The organism is Thioclava arctica (assembly GCF_040892615.1).
Taxonomy (GTDB): Bacteria; Pseudomonadota; Alphaproteobacteria; order Rhodobacterales; family Rhodobacteraceae; genus Thioclava; species Thioclava arctica.
Map to the genome: position 1 here is coordinate 244,360 of NZ_JBFRYC010000003.1, position 17,330 is coordinate 261,689.

Sequence of the window (17,330 nt, forward strand, 5' to 3'; positions counted from 1 at the left end):
GACATGGCCGAGAAGCGAAATGAGCGTCGGGGATTGGGCCGTGGTTTGTCTGCCTTGATGGCGGATGTCGACCTGAACCCCGCCGTGTCAGAGGATGCGCCGCGCCGCGCCGAGCAATATATTCCGATTGAGCGGCTGGAGCCCAATCCCGATCAGCCGCGGCGAGACTTTGAGCCGGGCGCGTTGGAGGAATTGTCAGCCTCTATTCGCGAAAAAGGCGTCATTCAGCCACTGATCGTGCGCCCACACCCCAAGAAATCTGATCATTTTGAGATTGTCGCGGGTGAGCGGCGCTGGCGCGCGGCGCAAATGGCACGCTTGCACGAATTGCCAGTGATTGTTCGTAATTTCGACGACACCGAAGTGCTTGAAGTTGCGATCATCGAAAACATTCAACGCGCAGAGCTCAATCCGCTTGAGGAGGCGCAAGCCTATCGTCAATTGATGGATCGCTTTGGGCATACGCAGGAAAAGCTGGCTGAAGCGCTGTCGAAAAGTCGAAGCCATATCGCAAACCTGATGCGGCTTTTGCAGCTGCCTGAAGAGGTGCGCGACATGCTGCGAGAGGGTAAACTGTCGGCAGGGCACGCACGCGCGATGATTACGGCAGATGACCCAGTGGCATTGGCGCGCCAAGCGGTTGCAAAGTCGCTGTCGGTTCGCGACGTCGAGCGTTTGGCGAAAAAACCCGAAAAAGGGGCGAAAACCCCGCGACCGAAGCCCCAGAAAGATGCAGATACCCGGGCTTTGGAGGGAGATCTCTCTGCTACAATTGGTATGAAGGTCAATATCGACCACAATGATGTGGGGTCAGGCAAGCTGGTGATCAACTATAGCGATCTTGATGACCTTGATCGTTTGTGCCAGTTGCTGAGCAGTGGGCGCTGATTAGCTATTTGGTCGTGTCCAAATGAAGATTGAGACAGCGATGAGCGTTGCTGCTTGAATCGCCAAAAGCTTGACCGGCAAGCTGATAATCACCGAGAACGCGAAAGCCACGAGGATAGAGATCGAAGCCGCGATCTTTGCGCGTTTTGAGATCGCGCGATGCTCTTGCCAGTCCTGAATCGCGGTTCCGAACCGGGGATGGGTGATGAGCCAGTTATGCAGGCGCTCCGAGGATTTCGCGAAGAAAAACGCCGCGAGCAGCATGAGTGGGACGGTCGGAACAAGGGGAACGATCGCGCCAATCAGTCCGATCACTAGCGAAATCAGCCCCAGGGTCAGCCAAAGAAACCGGATCACGGCATGAGCTCTCGAATAATAGCGTTTAGAACAGGGCGGCCCTGCTCAGTCGTGCAAATTCGACCCTGATCCAGCGTAATCATGCCAATTTCCTCTAAATGACGAATGGCAGCGGGTTCGATCTCTCTGCCAGCAAGTTTGGCATATCTGTTCATGTCGAGCCCTTCCGTCAATCGCATCGAAAAGAGAAGATACTCGATTGCTTGGTCGCTGTCGCTGAGACTTTCACGCGCACCTTCACCGGTGCCGCGTTTGCTTACTTGGTCAAGCCATTGAGTGGGGGATTTTGGCGTATCAGTTGCATAGCGCGTCCCGTTGAGCGTGAGGCGCCCATGCGCGCCGGGACCAATCCCAAGATAATCTCCATAGCGCCAGTAGATCAGGTTATGGCGGCTCTCAGAACCCGGTATCGCGTGGTTTGACACCTCATAGGCGGGCAGGCCGTGCTGATTACAGATGTCTTGTGTGATCAGATACATATCGGCCGAGGTGTCGTCGATCGGAAGGCCGTGAAGCTTGCCAAGATCGTGACGGGCCCCGAAAACTGTGCCGGGTTCGATCGTGAGTTGATAGAGGGAGAGGTGATCTGCGGCCATACTGAGCGCTTCGTTCAACTCAGCGCGCCATTGCTCCGTGCTCTGGTGTTGGCGCGCGTAGATCAGATCAAAGCTGACGCGGTCGAACGTATTGCGCGCAATATCAAAGGCGCGACGTCCTTCAGCGGCGCTATGCATCCGCCCAAGGCGGCGTAAATCATCGTCATTCAGCGCCTGCATCCCCATCGAAACGCGATTCACACCCGCGTCAAAAAAGGCTCTAAACCGCCCCGATTCAATGCTTGTGGGGTTCGCTTCGAGGGTGATCTCAGGATCGTTGACCATTGGCCAAGTCACGCGGACACGCTCCAGGATCGCGCCGACAAGTTCGGGGTCCATCAACGAGGGCGTGCCGCCACCGAAAAAGACAGTGTTGAGGGTGCGCCCCTGAGTTTCGCGGCCCACACGGTCAATCTCTGACAGGTAGGCTTTGGCCCATTGAGATTGATCAATATTGGACGAAACATGGGAATTGAAGTCGCAATAGGGGCATTTGGCGGCGCAGAAGGGCCAGTGAAGGTAGAGGCCAAAGCCGCCATTCCGCCAGTCGTCACTCATCCCCGAAAGGCCGTGACTTCGATCTCGACCTTCATCGCAGGGTTTACGAGGCCGGCGACGATCATCGTTGCCGCGGGTCGGATATTGCCGAATGCGTCGCCTAGCGCCGGCGCGATCGCCTCTATGAGGCTTGCGTCGGTGATGATGTAATTCGCCCGCACAACGTCTTTCATCGTAAACCCGGCCTGCTCCAAAGTCGCGCGGATGGTTTTGAGCGCATTTCGAGCCTGTTCCAGCGGATCATGGGGAAACTGACCATTGAAATCCGCGCCCGTCGTTCCAGCGACAAAGCACCAATCGCCCTGAACTACAGCGCGCGAATAACCGAGTTTCGGCTCGTAGGGGGAGGTGCCAGATATAAGGCGTCGCTCGGTCATCTATCCCTCGAACACTTTTACAAATTGGCGAAACGCATCAGCGCGGTGAGAGATTTGGTTTTTCTCATCGGCATCCATCTCGGCAAAGGTAATGTCGTAGCCGTCGGGTTGAAACATTGGATCATAACCATGACCAAGCTTGCCGCGCATTGGCCAAACCAACTGTCCCTCAACCTTGCCAGCGAAGACCTCGTCATGACCATCGGGCCACGCAAGCACGAGGGTCGAACGAAACCGCGCAATGCGTGGGGCAGGGGCCGCAATGTCATTGCAGGCCTTCCAGGTTTTCTCCATCGCCATCGTGAAATCACGACCGGTGGGTGTGGTTGCCCAATCGGCAGTAAAGACGCCTGGCGCACCGTTCAGGCAATCCACCTCAATCCCGGAATCATCGGCGAGTGCGGGCAGTCCGGTGGCCTTGGCGGCAGCATGGGCCTTGATGCGCGCATTGCCGACAAAGGTGTCTTCGGTTTCGTCTGGCTCGGGAAGGTTCAAGGCCTTGGCGCCAACGACCTCAATGCCGAAAGGCGCAAGGATAGAGACGATTTCCTCAAGTTTCCCCGCATTATGCGTGGCAACCAATAGCTTTTTGTCCGTGAATTTTCTCATCCGACGGCAGCTTTCTGCGCTGCGACGAGCTGCGCCACGCCTGCCTCAGCCATGTCGAGCAGCTTGTTCATCTGATCGCGCGAAAAGGTAGCGCCCTCGGCAGACATCTGCACTTCGATCAGCTTGCCAGCGCCAGTCATGATGAAATTACCATCTGTGCCTGCTTCGCTATCCTCGGCATAATCGAGGTCAGCGACCGGCTGGCCTGCATAGATCCCGCAGCTGATTGCAGCAACATGGTCCAGAAGCGGATCGGAGGTGCAGGCGCCCGTTTTAAGAAGTTTATTTGCAGCCAAACGCAGCGCAACCCAGCCCCCGGTGATCGAAGCACAGCGCGTGCCGCCATCGGCCTGAATGACATCGCAATCCACGACGATCTGACGTTCGCCCAGTGCAGAGCGGTCCACGCCCGCGCGCAGTGCCCGTCCGATCAGGCGTTGGATTTCAACGGTGCGACCGCCTTGTTTGCCAGCCGCAGCCTCGCGCCGGTTGCGGGTATTGGTCGCACGGGGTAGCATCCCGTATTCTGCGGTGACCCAGCCGAGGCCCGAGCCCTTGAGGAAAGACGGTGCGCGATCTTCGATCGAGGCGGTGCACAGAACGTGCGTGTCGCCCATTTTGATCAGGCAAGAGCCCTCGGCGTGTTTTGTTACGCCCGTTTCGATTGAAATCGTGCGAAGGTCGCTTAACTCTCTGCCGGAAGGGCGCATCTTTGGATCCTCTCAACTGGTTTGATCCCATTTGATCCCCGCGTGGCCGCGATGCAACCCCGAAAGCCGAGATTGACGACCGGCCTCACGCAGCTTTAATTCACTCGGAGGCGCGCTGAGATGACAGTTAAGACCGATATTCTGACCGAGATGAATGACCGCTCCCGCGAGGTGTTTCGCCGGGTGGTTGAGGGGTATTTGTCTTCGGGAGATCCGGTGGGGTCGCGCACATTGACCCGTCAAATGACGGAAAAACTGTCAGCGGCCACCATCCGAAACGTCATGCAAGACCTCGAATATCTGGGGCTGTTGGACAGCCCGCATGTGTCGGCCGGGCGTATTCCTACGCAGTTGGGCCTGCGGATGTTTGTCGATGGTGTGATGGAGTTGAGCCATCTCGGTGAGGATGACCGCGCCGCGTTAGAAGCGACGATGGGGGCAAATTCGGGTGATGTAGGGTCTATTTTAGGGCGTGTTTCAAGCGCTCTGTCGGGGATGACGCAGGGCGCGAGCCTTGTTTTGGCGCCCAAACAAGAGGCACCGATCCGACATATCGAGTTTGTTTCACTTGCTCTGGACCGCGCGCTGGTTGTCTTGGTCTTTGCCGACGGTCAGGTAGAAAATAGGGTATTTACGCCGCCAATCGGGCAGACGCCGTCATCCATGCGCGAGGCCGCGAATTTCCTGAACGCGATGGCAGAGGGGCGAACTCTCTCAGAGCTGCGCTCCCATATTCTGCATCAAATCGCCAACCGTCGGCAGGAAATTGATTCGCTGGCGGCCGAGTTGATCGACAATGGTTTGGCTGCTTGGGAAGATAAGGGCGAGCGATCTGAGCGTTTGATCGTGCGTGGCCGGGCGAATTTGCTGGGCGAAGAGGTTGATCTCGACCGCATCCGCACCCTTTTTGATGATCTGGAGCGCAAGCGCGATATCGCGGAATTCCTGAATCTGGCCGAGGATGGCGAAGGTGTGCGCATTTTTATTGGCTCTGAGAACAAACTTTTCTCGCTTTCGGGTTCCTCTTTGGTGGTCTCTCCTTATATGAACGCTGACCGGAAGATCATCGGCGCGGTTGGTGTAATCGGGCCGACGCGGCTAAACTATGGGCGGATCGTTCCGATTGTGGATTATACAGCGCAGCTGGTCGGGCGATTGATTTCCGGCCAGAGCAAGGGATGAAGGGCATGAGCGAGAAGAAAGACGAAATTGCCGAAGATCAGGCCCATGTGGATGAGGCTTTTGAAGATATCATGGCCGCAGAGGCCGATGAGATCGAGCAGTTGCGTGCCGAACGTGATGAGTTCCGTGAACGCTTCATGCGCGCTTTGGCCGATGCCGAGAATGCGCGCAAGCGGGCTGATAAAGAGCGGCAAGAGGCCTCAAATTACGGTGGTTCGCGTTTGGCGCGTGACATGCTGCCGGTATTTGACGCTTTGCAGCGCGCCTTGGAGGCCGTAACCGAAGAGCAGCGTGCCCAAGCGGGGCCGGTGATCCAAGGGATCGAGTTGACACAGCGCGAGCTGATCAATGTCTTCGCGCGGCACGGGATTACATCGATGGCGCCCCAGATTGGCGATCGCTTTGATCCCCAGCAACATGAGGCGATGTTTGAAGCCCCTGTGCCTGGCACGAAGGCGGGTGACATCATTCAGGTCATGGAGCAGGGCTTCATGATCCACGAGCGGCTGTTGCGGCCGGCTAAAGTTGGCGTGAGTTCAACGCCGAAATCCTGATCGTAAGTCTGGGGGCTTTATGCCCCCAGACCCTCGTCGGAGATTTCCAAATACGAAGATCAATCCTTGAGCAAGGCGCGCAATGCGTAAAGTGCGTTGAGCGCGTCTTTCGGCGACATCTCATCGGGGATGTAAGATTTCAAAGCCGCCTCGAGTTCTGGATTTCCCGCGGGCTTCGGGCTGGTTTGGGGTGTGTTAGAGACTGAAAACAAGGGTAGGTCATCAATCATCGCCTGCTTTTTGGTGCCAGATTCCCGCTCGCCTTTTTCCAAAGCATCAAGGACGTGGCGGGCGCGTTCAACGACCGAACTCGGCAGTCCGGCAAGACGCGCCACTTGCACCCCATAAGAACGATCTGCCGCGCCCCTGCGGACCTCGTGCAGAAAGATCACCTCGCCGTCCCATTCCTTGACAGTAACGGTCGCATTTTCCACGCCCTCAAGCTTGGCGGAAAGCGCGGTCATCTCGTGGTAATGGGTCGCAAACAGCGCGCGGCAGCGGTTCGTGGCGTGTAGATGCTCCATCACCGCCCAGGCAATCGAAAGCCCATCGTAGGTGGCTGTGCCGCGTCCGATTTCATCAAGGATCACCAAAGCGCGGTCATCGGCTTGATTGAGGATCGCAGCCGTTTCGACCATCTCGACCATGAAGGTCGAGCGCCCGCGTGCGAGATCATCCGCAGCGCCGACGCGCGAAAATAGCTGTGAAACAATCCCGATATGGGCGCTTTTTGCGGGAACGAAACTGCCTGCCTGCGCGAGCAGTGCAATAAGCGCGTTTTGGCGCAGGAAGGTCGATTTACCCGCCATGTTCGGGCCGGTGAGCAGCCAGATTGCTGGCGTCGGCCCATTTGTGAGGCCGCAGTCATTGGCGATAAAGGGCTCGCCCGTTCTTTTGAGTGCGGCCTCGACGACCGGATGGCGCCCCCCGGAAATCTCAAAGGCGCGGCTATCATCGATCTTGGGTTCGGCCCAGTTTTCACCTCTGGCGAGGGTTGCGAACGCGGTGGAAAGATCAATTTCGGCAAGGGCACGCGAGGCTTCACCAATCGGGCCGGATTGGCCTAAAATTGCGCCCTTCAAGCTGTTATAGAGACGTTTTTCAATTTCAAGCGCGTGATTTCCTGCGTTCAGAATGCGGGTTTCCAGCTCGCTTAGTTCAATCGTCGTGAAGCGCACTTGATTGGCGGTGGTTTGGCGGTGGATGAAGCGTTCCGAAAGCGGCGGCGCAAGCATCTTTTCTGCATGGGTCGCCGTGGTTTCAATGAAATAGCCCAAGACATTGTTGTGTTTGATTTTGAGGCCGGTGATGCCAGAGGCCGCGATATATTCCGCCTGCAATTCTGCGATCACGCTGCGCCCTTCGTCGCGCAACTTGCGGGTTTGATCGAGTTCGGTGTCATAGCCCGTGGCGATAAAGCCGCCATCGCGCGCCAGAAGCGGCGGCTCTGCGATGAGGGCCGCATCAAGGAGCGCGACCAAGTCTTCGTGGCCGATCAACGCGCGGGCAGCCGTTTTCAAAAGGTCCGGGGCGTCGGTTTGTTGCAGGGCTTCGGCGATGCGTCCCGCTTGTTCAAGGCCATTGCGGATTGCCGCCATATCGCGCGGACCGCCGCGATCAAGCGCAAGGCGTGAAAGCGCGCGATCCATATCAGGGCAGCGTTTGAGATCAGCGCGCAGATCATCGCTGAATCGAGCCTGTTCTAGCAGAAACCGCACGGAGTCGTGGCGTGCGTGGATTTCAGGCAAGTTGCGCGAGGGCGCGGACAGGCGACGCTCCAAAAGGCGCGCGCCCCCAGCGGTCACGCTACGGTCGATGGCGTGCAGCAGCGAGCCTTCGCGGCCACCAGACAGCGCCTGCGTGAGTTCGAGATTGCGCCGGGTCGCGGCGTCAATCTGCATGGCAGCGCCGCCATCTTCTAGCACGGGACGACGCAGCAGCGGGAGTTTGCCCTTCTGGGTGATGTCGAGATAATCGACAATCGCCCCCATCGCGGCCATTTCGGCACGGCTGAAGCTGCCAAACGCCTCTAGTGAGCCAATTTCATAGAGGTCAAGCAGGCGCTTTTCTGCGGCCTGACTGTCAAAACTTGCCCGTGACAACGGCGTGAGAGCGGCGCGCATATCAGAGACAATATCGGCGCAATCCTGCTCTTTTACTTCGCTGACCAGCACTTCGCGCGGGGCGAGGCGGGCCAATTCGGGCCCCAAGCGTGTCAGCGGGCAGGTCATCACGCGAAACTCGCCCGTCGAGATATCTACCCAAGCCAGCGCGCCCGCATCGCGAACTTCGGCCCACGCGGCAAGGAAGTTATGACGGCGAGCCTCTAGCAGGCTTTCTTCGGTCAGCGTTCCGGGGGTGACAAGACGCACCACGTCACGTTTCACAACCGATTTCGCTCCGCGCTTTTTCGCCTCGGCGGGGTCTTCCAGCTGCTCGGCGATGGCGACGCGAAAGCCTTTGCGGATCAGCGTCAGCAGATAGCCTTCAGCGGCATGAACGGGCACGCCACACATCGGAATGTCTTCGTCGTTGTGTTTGCCGCGCTTGGTCAGCGCAATATCAAGCGCCGCAGCCGCATCGACGGCGTCGTCAAAGAACATCTCGTAGAAATCACCCATGCGATAAAACAAGAGTGCGCCCGGATTGGCCGCCTTGATCCCAAGATATTGCTCCATCATCGGCGTGACGGTTGGCTTGTTCATGTCGCCCCCATTTCCAGTCGCGTGACCCTACAAAACCCCGGATTCGGGCGCAATTCCATTGAGCGTGAGATAACCGGGCGTTATGACGAAAGAACCTGTAGGAGGAGCCCGGACCATGCCCAGCAAGACTCGTATCACGCCAGAAGAGGCGCTTGCCTATCATCTGGAGCCGCGTCCGGGGAAATATGACATTGTGCCCTCGACGCCGATGACGTCGCAGCGCGATCTGTCGCTGGCCTATTCGCCCGGCGTTGCGGTGCCGGTTGAGGCGATTGCGGCCAATCCAGAGCTGGCTTATGACTATACGGTCAAGGGCAACATGGTTGCGGTGATCACGAATGGTTCGGCGATTTTGGGGTTGGGCAATCTTGGGGCGCTGGCGTCAAAGCCGGTGATGGAGGGCAAGGCGGTTCTGTTCAAACGCTTTGCTGACGTCAACGCGATTGATATTGAGCTCGATACCGAGGACGCCGACGAAATCATCAACGCGGTCAAGCTGATGGGGCCGACCTTTGGCGGCATCAACCTTGAGGATATCAAGGCGCCGGAGTGTTTCATCATTGAGCAGCGGCTCAAGGAGTTGATGGATATTCCCGTTTTCCACGATGATCAGCATGGCACGGCGGTAATCTGTGCGGCGGGATTGATCAACGCGCTGGAGCTGTCGGGCAAGAAGATAGAAGATTGCAAGATTGTGCTCAACGGAGCCGGCGCTGCGGGGATCGCGTGTCTGGAATTGATCAAGTCGATGGGCGCGCAACACGATAATTGCATCATGTGCGACACGAAGGGCGTGATTTATCAGGGTCGCACCGAGGGCATGAATCAATGGAAATCAGCCCATGCCGCGGTAACTGAGGCGCGCACGCTGGAAGAAGCGATGGAAGGTGCGGATGTGTTTCTTGGCGTGTCGGCCAAGGGGGCCGTGACGCCCGAGATGGTTGAGGTAATGGCCGACAATCCAGTGATCTTTGCAATGGCGAACCCCGACCCCGAGATTACACCCGAGGAAGCTCATGCTGTGCGCCCCGATGCCATCGTAGCGACCGGGCGTAGCGATTATCCCAATCAGGTTAATAACGTGCTTGGGTTTCCCTATTTGTTTCGGGGTGCGCTTGATATCCACGCCCGCGCGATCAATGACGAGATGAAAATCGCCTGTGCGCGCGCATTGGCCGAACTTGCACGCGAGGATGTGCCCGACGAAGTTGCAATGGCCTATGGGCGCAAGCTCAGCTTTGGGCGCGACTACATCATTCCGACGCCGTTCGATCCGCGTCTGATTTATGTGATTCCGCCCGCCGTCGCGCAGGCGGGAATGGATACCGGCGTGGCGCGGCGTCCGATCATCGACATGGAGGGCTATGCCCAAAGCCTCAAGGCGCGGATGGATCCGACGGCCTCGATCTTGCAGGGCATTCACGCGCGTGCGCGTCAGGCGCAGGCCAACATGATCTTTGCCGAGGGCGATGATACCCGCGTTTTGCGCGCAGCCGTCGCCTATCAGCGCGCGGGCATGGGGCAGGCGCTTGTTGTCGGGCGCGAACAAGACGTCAAAGAGCGGCTGGAGGCCGCGGGGCTGGGCGATGCCTATCGCGAGTTGAGCATCGTAAACGCGGCCAATTCCAAACATATCGCCGCCTATAAAGACTATCTCTACGAGCGGTTGCAGCGCCAAGGCGTGGATCGTGAGGATGCCCACAAGCTCGCCACGCGCGATCGTCATGTGTTCGCTGCGCTCATGCTGGTGCATGGGCATGGCGATGGGCTGGTGACGGGGGCGACTCGGAAATCGGCGCATGTGCTTGAGCTGATCAACAAGGTGATTGATGCCAAGCCTTCGGATGGGGCGGTGGGGATCACGGCGGTCCTGAATAAAGGGCGCGTGGTGCTGATCGGCGATACGCTGGTGCATGAATGGCCTGATGAGAACGATCTGGCCGATATTGCGACCTCGGGGGCGCAAGTGGCGCGTGGCCTTGGGCTAGAACCGCGCGCGGCGTTTTGTTCCTTCTCGACCTTCGGCTATCCGGTGTCCGAGCGCGCGACCAAGATGCACCGGGCGGCGAAAGTCCTGGATCAGCGTGGCGTCGATTTCGAATATGATGGCGAAATGACTGTCGATGTCGCGTTGAATATGGACCAGATGGCGAATTACCCGTTCTGCCGCCTGACCGGGCCAGCCAACATTCTGGTGGTTCCAGCGCGGCATTCCGCGTCGATCTCGGTCAAGCTGATGCAAGAAATGGCAGGCGCCACCGTGATCGGGCCGATCCTGACCGGGATCTCGCAGGCGGTGCAGCTCTGCCCAACGTCATCGACGGTGAACGACATCCTCAATATGGCAGCCTTGGCGTCTTGTCGGTTGGGGCAAGCGAAATAGGGCGCGAACCAATCCGTAGCGATTGCGCGGGATCGGGCGACGCGATGATCTTGCAAAATGAAGCTGGTTTTCAGGTGGATGCGGCGTATCTTGCGCGGCGTATCTGATCGCCGGACTCGCGGAAGGGTTGGCCTGGGCGGCGGCAGTGCTCAAGGTGATACGCCCCGGCGCTGCCGATGTCATACCGACACGCGCCGAGGTTGATGATTTTATCGCCAATCAGCCCAGCGAATAGCCCGTCCCGCGCACAGTGCGCACAGGATCGGCGCCGCCATGAGTCATCAAAGCCTTGCGCAAACGCCCGACATGCACGTCGATGGTGCGCGTATCGACATAAATATCGCGCCCCCAGACCCGATCCAGCAATTGATCGCGAGTCCAGACTCGACCCGGCTTCTCCATCAGGGTCGAGAGCAAGCGGAACTCAGTTGGCCCTAATTTCAATGGCTTACCGTCTCTGAAGACGCGATGTTCTTCGGAATCCAGCAAGATATCGTCGTAAGTTAGCCGCTCTCCCATCGTCGCAGGGCGCGTTCGACGCAACTGGGTACGCACGCGGGCCATCAGCTCGACCACAGAGTACGGTTTTACTACATAATCATCCGCGCCGGTTTCAAGCCCGCGCACCCGGTCCACTTCTTCCGAGCGCGCTGACAGCATGATGACGGGGATGTGGCGCGTCTCGGTATTGGCTTTGACGCGCCGACAAATCTCGATGCCCGAAACATTCGGCAGCATCCAGTCGAGCACGATGAGATCGGGCTTTTCCTCGGCGACCATCAAAAGGGCCTCGTCGCCGTTTTCCGCCATCACAACGCGAAAGCCTTCGGCATCGAGATTGTAGAACAGGACTTCGCGCTGGGCGGATTCGTCCTCGACCACCAAAACACAGGGCTGCTGGGCGGGCGCCATGTCAGACCTCCGTTTCGATCACGCTGGAAGATTTCGGGCGAGTGTCATCGGGCAACTCTCCGGTGACGAGATAAATCACCTGCTCGGCGATCGAGGTCGCATGGTCACCCATCCGCTCGATGTTCTTGGCGATAAAATGCAGGTGCATGCAGGGTGTGATGTTGCGCGGGTCTTCCAGCATATAGGTCAGGAATTCGCGAAACAGCGCGTTATACATCTGGTCCACTTCAAGATCGCGCGTGCGCACGTCGCGGGCCAGATCGACATCGCGTTGAATATAGCTGTCGAGCGCGTCTTTGAGCATCGCTTCGGTCGCTTGTGCCATACGCCGGATCGCGGCGGGCGTGCCATTGATCGGCGGGCTGTCGAGCAGAACCTTGGAGCGCTTGGCGATATTCTTGGCGTAATCGCCGACCCGCTCAAGGCTGGCCGAAATCTTGATCACCGAAAGCGCAACCCGCAGATCGCGCGCGGCGGGGGCGCGCAGGGCGATCAGGCGCGCGGCCTCTTCGTTGATTTTCTCTTCAAGCTGGTCGACGGCGCGATCACGTTCGCGCACAGTTTTGGCCAGATCAGCATCGCGGGTTTCAAGTGCGCGCGCGCTGTTAAGGATCTGCTCTTCGACGATTCCGCCCATCTTCACGACGAGGGCCTGAACAGCCTCTAGGTCGCGGTCAAATGCGGAAAGGATATGGTCGCTCATGCCTGCCTCCTTAGCCGATCCGGCCGGTGATATAACTTTCGGTCCGGGGGTCGGTGGGATTTGTGAAAATTTTGTCTGTATCGCCGTATTCCACCAAATGTCCGAGGTGGAAGAAGGCGGTTTTCTGACTCACCCGGGCAGCTTGCTGCATCGAGTGGGTCACGATGACGACCGAATAATTGGTCCGTAACTCGTCAATCAATTCTTCAACTTGCGCCGTGGCGATCGGATCAAGCGCCGAACAGGGCTCATCCATCAGCAGCACCTCGGGTGAGGTGGCAATTGCGCGCGCGATGCACAGGCGTTGCTGCTGTCCGCCCGAAAGCCCGGTGCCCGGCGCGGTCAGGCGGTCTTTCACCTCGTTCCAAAGGGCGGCCTTGCGCAACGAGGCTTCAACGGTCTCGTCCAGTTCGGCGCGGTTCCGCGTCAAGCCGTGGATCTTGGGGCCATAGGCCACGTTGTCATAAATCGATTTCGGGAAGGGGTTGGGTTTTTGAAACACCATCCCAACCTTGGCGCGCAACTGCACCGGATCGACGCGGCGGTCGTAAATATCCTCGTTATCGAGCAGGATTTCCCCGGTGACCCGGCAGATGTCGATCGTGTCGTTCATCCGGTTAAGGCATCGCAGAAAGGTCGATTTTCCGCAGCCTGAGGGACCGATAAACGCGGTCACGGTCTTGTCGAGAATATCGACATCGACATCTTTGATGGCGTGGTTTTCGCCATAGTAGACCTGCACGTTGCGCGCGGTGATCTTGTTTTCGGTGGCGTTCACAGCTCTCTCCGTCAATGTCATGTCGTTCATGGCTGCGTCTCCTTACCAGCGGCGCTCAAACTTGCGGCGCAAAATGATCGCGATGATGTTCATACTCAGCAGAAAGACCAGCAAGATGATGATACCGCCCCAAGCGCGTTCGTAAAATGCCGGGTCTGCGCGCTTGGCCCATTCATAGATCTGTGCGGGCATCGCTGAGTTGGGCGATACGAAGCCATCGATAAAGCCATCGGGGGTGTTTGTCGCGACATAGCCCACCATCCCGATCAGCAAAAGCGGCGCGGTTTCCCCAAGCGCCTGGGCCAAGCCAATGATCGTGCCGGTAAGAACGCCGGGCATCGCGAGCGGCAGGACGTGGTGGAACACCGACTGCATTTTGGACGCGCCAACGCCTAGGGCCGCATCGCGGATCGAAGGTGGCACTGCCTTGAGGGCAGCGCGGGTCGAGATGATGATCGTGGGCAGCGTCATCAGCGTCAGCACCAAACCACCGACCAGTGGCGCGGATTGCGGCAGATGGGCGAACTGGATGAAGACGGCGAGGCCGAGGATACCGAACACGATGGAGGGCACTGCAGCGAGATTGGAGATATTCACCTCGATCAGGTCGGTGAAGCGGTTTTTCGCAGCGAATTCCTCAAGATAGATCGAAGCGGCCACCCCAATGGGCAGGGCCAGCACCAGAACGACCAGCATCATGTAGAACGAACCCAGCATCGACACGCCAAGCCCCGCCTGTTCGGCGCGCGAATCTGAGGCGTCAGAGCCGAATATGAAATTCCAGTTGAAGCCTTTATGAACCACGCCTGCTTTGAGAAGCGCGTCGGTCAGATCAAGCTGCGCGACATTGATGTTCTTGTCCTTAGCGATCTCATCGCGATGCACGCGGCCCTTGAGATAGCCATCGACGCGTGAGGAGGCGAGGATTTTGAAATCGACCGTTTGTCCAATCAGCGCAGGATCGGCGAGCACCTGGTCACGCACCTGAGCCGCTGCTGAGGCCGAAATCAGGTTCTTGAGTTCTTTCGCTTTGCTCAGATCAGTCTCTAATCCAGCCTTTTCCACAACTTCCAGCAAGCCCTTCTGGATCAGCGGGGCATAGGTGAACGTGGTCGCCTTTTTCAGATCTGCGGGGTCACGATTGCCCTTTTTGTCGATCTTGGCGGGATCAAGATAGACTGGCACGTTGATAAAAGTCTGTTGAAAGGCCGACGCACCGTTGAGAACGATTGTGGTGAGCAGCAACACCAGAAAGGCCAGACCAACACTGATCGCTGCGATACCCATCACCTTGAATCGGGTCTCAGAGGCGTTGCGGCGTTTGGTGCGCGCATCTAGCTGATGCAGCGAACGGGCGGCCGGTTTCTGCGGTGCGGAATGGGTCGCGTCACTCATTCGTATTGCTCCCGATATTTGCGCACGATCCAGAGCGCGAAGATGTTGAGGCAAAGCGTGATCACAAAGAGGGTCATTGCCAAAGCAAAGGCCACCAACGCCTCGGGTGAGGCGAAATCGGCGTCGCCGGTCAACTGGCTGACGATCTTGGCGGTGACGGTGGTCATCGCGTCAAACGGGTTGAGCGACAGCCGCGCCGCAGCCCCGGCCCCCAGCACCACGATCATCGTCTCGCCAATAGCGCGCGAGGCGGCAAGCAGGATAGCGCCCACGATGCCGGGAAGGGCCGCAGGCAGGATCACTTGTTTGATCGTCTCAGATTTCGTCGCACCCAGACCATATGAACCGTCGCGCAGGCTTTGCGGCACGGCGTTGATGATGTCATCAGACAGCGACGATACGAAGGGGATCAACATGATGCCCATCACGAGGCCAGCGGTCATCACTGCGGTGCCGGCATGCATCCAGCCGTTTTCGGCAATCGCCGCGGTCGGGCCATTGGGGCCGAAAATCGACATCAGGAAGGGGCCAACGGTAAGCAGCGCGAACAGACCATACACGATGGTCGGGATCCCCGCGAGCACCTCGAGCAGCGGCTTGACGATGCTGCGCACCGGATGCGAAGCATATTCCGAGAGGTAAACAGCGGCATAGAGCCCAATCGGCACGGCGACCAAGAGCGCGATAAACGAGATGTAAAGCGTGCCCCAAATCAGCGGCAGAATGCCCAGATCAGAGCCCCCACCAAAGCTGGGCGTCCAGTTCATCCCAAGGAAGAAGTTTGACGCGGGATAGAGGCCGAAGAACTCAACCGTGTTGAAAATAAGCGACAACACAATGCCAACGGTGGTGAGAATCGCAACGCTTGCTGCAGCAATCAGCAGGGCGCGCACCCCGGCTTCGACAGCATTTCGCGCGCGAAAGTCTTGGCTGATCAGGCGCAGGCTTATGGCAAAGCCGACCAGTGCCGCAAGGATCGTCGCGCCAGTCAAGAGGAGGCTTGAGGCCTGCAAAGCCAAAAGCAAAACCAACATGATCAAGGCCGGTATAAAGCTCGCCATTGCAATCAGCGCGCCTGCGTAAAATGGGAGCGAATGCAAAAGGCGCCGATCCCCGCCAACGGATCTCAGGGCTTTCGCGCGCCCCATCGCAAAGCCTGTCACAGCCAGCGCCAGCATGATCGCGATGATCCAGAAAACAGGCATGAGCCTCGCCTTTGTTTTGGAAAATGTCCTAAAAGGAAGGTGGGGGCGACGAAATATGCCGCCCCCAGAGCCGCATCATAAGATGCAGTGCTTGATTACTTCATGGTCACTTCGTTGGCGACAGCGTCTTGAACCTTGGTGAGTTCCGGGTCGGACACCAAACCGTATTGCGCCAGCGGGCCATCGGGGCCAGCCATGTCGTCAGAGACGAAGAATTCAGCATAGTCCTTGAGACCGGGGATCTCGCTGATATGCGCTTTCTTGACGTAGAAGTAGAGCGGGCGCGACACCGGGTAGCTGCCGTCGGCGATGGTCGCCGTGGAGGGCGCGATACCCGACATGGTTGCCACTTTCAGCTTGTCGGTATTGTTCTCGTAGAAAGCGAGACCGAACACACCAACCCCATTGGGATTCGAAGCGATCCGCGCGAGGGTTTCGGTGTAGTCGCCGTCGATATCCACAGCCTTGCCGTCGGCGCGCACTTTCATGCAGGCTTTCGAGGCGGCTTTGTCGTCCATGCCCTCGGCCTTGTAGGCTTCGAACGCGCCGGTGGCTTCGCAGCCAGCTTCGAGAACTTTTTCTTCAAAGACTTCACGGGTGCCGTGCTTGGTTCCGGGGATGAAGGCCATGATGTCGGCATCGGGGAGGTTCGCGTTGAATTCGTTCCATTTGCCGTAGGTGTTGTCGACGAGCTTGCCGTCTTTCATCACCTTGGCGCCAAGCGCGTTATACAGGTCAGCGGGCACGAATGTGGTGAAGTCCGGGCCATCTTTTTGGCTGGCAAAGACGATGCCATCATAGCCGATGCGGACTTCCATGATGTCTTTCACGCCGTTTTCAGCGCAGGTCGCGATCTCTTTATCTTTGATTTTGCGCGATGCGTTGGCGATGTCGATCGTGTTTTCGCCTACGCCTTCGCAGAAGCGCTTAAGGCCGGCCGAAGACCCACCGGATTCTACGACCGGGGTCGGAAAGTCGAAGTTTTCGCCAAAGGCCTCGGCCACGATCGACGCGTAGGGCAGTACGGTCGACGAACCAGCGATTTGGATGTTGTCGCGCGCAAGCGCTGCGCTGCCGGAAGCGGCGAGGATCGCTAGGGCGGAAGCGGTGAGGGTCACGGATTTCATTTGTTACTCCCAGAGTTCAGTTGCGGGCCTTTGCGGCCTTGTTGGCGTCCTATTGGGCTTGCGTGACGCTTATGCGAAGGAAATGTAACAGTCATGTGACATTACACGCGAATGTGAGCGTGACGCAAAGGGCGGGGCCGACTTGCTCACGAATTCGCGAGCGATTCCAGCTATTTGATGGGGGTAAAATCTTTTTCACGACACAAGTGGTGTGATGTCGCAGCACAAGGGTTAATGAAGTATTGACGTTAACGAATTGTAATTGCTTGTATTTTCATGATAGTAAGCTTG

Annotated in this window: 16 protein-coding genes; 4 read left to right on the top strand and 12 right to left on the bottom strand. The window is 58.0% G+C overall.

Going from position 1 to position 17,330, the window contains the following annotated elements; genetic code table 11:
* Window positions 1–3: 3 nt before the first annotated feature.
* A complete protein-coding gene (locus AB4874_RS06770; protein ID WP_368391403.1) occupies window positions 4–888 on the top strand; it encodes a ParB/RepB/Spo0J family partition protein in 885 nt (294 codons plus the stop codon).
* Here AB4874_RS06770 and AB4874_RS06775 read toward each other — a convergent pair whose 3' ends face one another.
* The 5 genes from AB4874_RS06775 to rph are packed head-to-tail and all read right to left on the bottom strand — an operon-like array spanning window position 889 to window position 4,095.
* Window positions 889–1,245 (bottom strand): YbaN family protein, encoded by a 357-nt coding sequence (locus AB4874_RS06775; protein WP_368391404.1) that lies wholly within the window; start codon window positions 1,243–1,245, stop codon window positions 889–891.
* Entirely contained in the window at window positions 1,242–2,399 is a 1,158-nt protein-coding gene (hemW, locus tag AB4874_RS06780; protein ID WP_368391405.1) for a radical SAM family heme chaperone HemW, read from the bottom strand. Before hemW ends, AB4874_RS06775 begins: the two co-directional genes overlap by 4 nt.
* Entirely contained in the window at window positions 2,396–2,776 is a 381-nt protein-coding gene (locus tag AB4874_RS06785) for a RidA family protein (protein WP_368391406.1), read from the bottom strand. The genes hemW and AB4874_RS06785 overlap by 4 nt, the downstream gene beginning before the upstream one ends.
* The gene (rdgB, locus tag AB4874_RS06790) at window positions 2,777–3,385 is read right to left on the bottom strand and encodes an RdgB/HAM1 family non-canonical purine NTP pyrophosphatase (RefSeq protein WP_368391407.1); all 609 of its coding nucleotides are present in this window, start codon (window positions 3,383–3,385) and stop codon (window positions 2,777–2,779) included. It abuts the gene before it with no gap.
* Entirely contained in the window at window positions 3,382–4,095 is a 714-nt protein-coding gene (gene rph / locus AB4874_RS06795) for a ribonuclease PH (protein ID WP_368391408.1), read from the bottom strand. The genes rdgB and rph overlap by 4 nt, the downstream gene beginning before the upstream one ends.
* A 120-nt stretch (window positions 4,096–4,215) precedes the next feature.
* Here rph and hrcA point away from each other — a divergent pair, with 120 nt between their 5' ends.
* Entirely contained in the window at window positions 4,216–5,277 is a 1,062-nt protein-coding gene (gene hrcA / locus AB4874_RS06800; RefSeq protein ID WP_295533409.1) for a heat-inducible transcriptional repressor HrcA, read from the top strand.
* A 5-nt stretch (window positions 5,278–5,282) separates the two neighbouring features.
* Window positions 5,283–5,831: a nucleotide exchange factor GrpE gene (locus AB4874_RS06805; protein WP_368391409.1), complete on the top strand. Its 549-nt coding sequence runs from the start codon at window positions 5,283–5,285 to the stop codon at window positions 5,829–5,831.
* A 59-nt stretch (window positions 5,832–5,890) separates the two neighbouring features.
* Here AB4874_RS06805 and mutS read toward each other — a convergent pair whose 3' ends face one another.
* Window positions 5,891–8,536: a DNA mismatch repair protein MutS gene (gene mutS / locus AB4874_RS06810; protein ID WP_368391410.1), complete on the bottom strand. Its 2,646-nt coding sequence runs from the start codon at window positions 8,534–8,536 to the stop codon at window positions 5,891–5,893.
* A 115-nt stretch (window positions 8,537–8,651) separates the two neighbouring features.
* Here mutS and AB4874_RS06815 point away from each other — a divergent pair, with 115 nt between their 5' ends.
* The gene (locus tag AB4874_RS06815; protein WP_368391411.1) at window positions 8,652–10,919 is read left to right on the top strand and encodes an NADP-dependent malic enzyme; all 2,268 of its coding nucleotides are present in this window, start codon (window positions 8,652–8,654) and stop codon (window positions 10,917–10,919) included.
* Between the two features lie 219 nt (window positions 10,920–11,138).
* Here AB4874_RS06815 and phoB read toward each other — a convergent pair whose 3' ends face one another.
* From phoB to AB4874_RS06845, 6 genes are all read right to left on the bottom strand, one after another.
* The gene (gene phoB, locus AB4874_RS06820; protein WP_295533404.1) at window positions 11,139–11,831 is read right to left on the bottom strand and encodes a phosphate regulon transcriptional regulator PhoB; all 693 of its coding nucleotides are present in this window, start codon (window positions 11,829–11,831) and stop codon (window positions 11,139–11,141) included.
* Between the two features lies 1 nt (window position 11,832).
* On the bottom strand, window positions 11,833–12,534 hold the full coding sequence (gene phoU / locus AB4874_RS06825) for a phosphate signaling complex protein PhoU (RefSeq protein ID WP_295533403.1): 702 nt from the start codon (window positions 12,532–12,534) through the stop codon (window positions 11,833–11,835).
* Between the two features lie 10 nt (window positions 12,535–12,544).
* Window positions 12,545–13,342 (bottom strand): phosphate ABC transporter ATP-binding protein PstB, encoded by a 798-nt coding sequence (gene pstB, locus AB4874_RS06830; protein ID WP_295533401.1) that lies wholly within the window; start codon window positions 13,340–13,342, stop codon window positions 12,545–12,547.
* A 12-nt stretch (window positions 13,343–13,354) separates the two neighbouring features.
* Window positions 13,355–14,707, bottom strand: coding sequence for a phosphate ABC transporter permease PstA (pstA, locus tag AB4874_RS06835; protein ID WP_368391412.1), 1,353 nt, complete (start codon window positions 14,705–14,707; stop codon window positions 13,355–13,357).
* Entirely contained in the window at window positions 14,704–15,912 is a 1,209-nt protein-coding gene (pstC, locus tag AB4874_RS06840) for a phosphate ABC transporter permease subunit PstC (RefSeq protein WP_368391413.1), read from the bottom strand. Before pstC ends, pstA begins: the two co-directional genes overlap by 4 nt.
* Window positions 15,913–16,007: 95 nt before the next feature.
* Complete coding sequence (locus AB4874_RS06845) at window positions 16,008–17,039, bottom strand: substrate-binding domain-containing protein (protein WP_295533397.1); 1,032 nt, start codon at window positions 17,037–17,039, stop codon at window positions 16,008–16,010.
* Window positions 17,040–17,330: the final 291 nt, after the last annotated feature.

Coding starts and splice junctions, on each gene's coding strand:
- phoB (WP_295533404.1), bottom strand. CDS start 11,831: ATGGCGCCCGCCCAGCAGCCCTGTGTTTTGGTGGTCGAGGACGAATCC.
- phoU (WP_295533403.1), bottom strand. CDS start 12,534: ATGAGCGACCATATCCTTTCCGCATTTGACCGCGACCTAGAGGCTGTT.
- hrcA (WP_295533409.1), top strand. CDS start 4,216: ATGACAGTTAAGACCGATATTCTGACCGAGATGAATGACCGCTCCCGC.
- AB4874_RS06785 (WP_368391406.1), bottom strand. CDS start 2,776: ATGACCGAGCGACGCCTTATATCTGGCACCTCCCCCTACGAGCCGAAA.
- rph (WP_368391408.1), bottom strand. CDS start 4,095: ATGCGCCCTTCCGGCAGAGAGTTAAGCGACCTTCGCACGATTTCAATC.
- AB4874_RS06770 (WP_368391403.1), top strand. CDS start 4: ATGGCCGAGAAGCGAAATGAGCGTCGGGGATTGGGCCGTGGTTTGTCT.
- rdgB (WP_368391407.1), bottom strand. CDS start 3,385: ATGAGAAAATTCACGGACAAAAAGCTATTGGTTGCCACGCATAATGCG.
- pstC (WP_368391413.1), bottom strand. CDS start 15,912: ATGCCTGTTTTCTGGATCATCGCGATCATGCTGGCGCTGGCTGTGACA.
- AB4874_RS06815 (WP_368391411.1), top strand. CDS start 8,652: ATGCCCAGCAAGACTCGTATCACGCCAGAAGAGGCGCTTGCCTATCAT.
- hemW (WP_368391405.1), bottom strand. CDS start 2,399: ATGAGTGACGACTGGCGGAATGGCGGCTTTGGCCTCTACCTTCACTGG.
- AB4874_RS06845 (WP_295533397.1), bottom strand. CDS start 17,039: ATGAAATCCGTGACCCTCACCGCTTCCGCCCTAGCGATCCTCGCCGCT.
- pstA (WP_368391412.1), bottom strand. CDS start 14,707: ATGAGTGACGCGACCCATTCCGCACCGCAGAAACCGGCCGCCCGTTCG.
- AB4874_RS06805 (WP_368391409.1), top strand. CDS start 5,283: ATGAGCGAGAAGAAAGACGAAATTGCCGAAGATCAGGCCCATGTGGAT.
- mutS (WP_368391410.1), bottom strand. CDS start 8,536: ATGAACAAGCCAACCGTCACGCCGATGATGGAGCAATATCTTGGGATC.
- pstB (WP_295533401.1), bottom strand. CDS start 13,342: ATGAACGACATGACATTGACGGAGAGAGCTGTGAACGCCACCGAAAAC.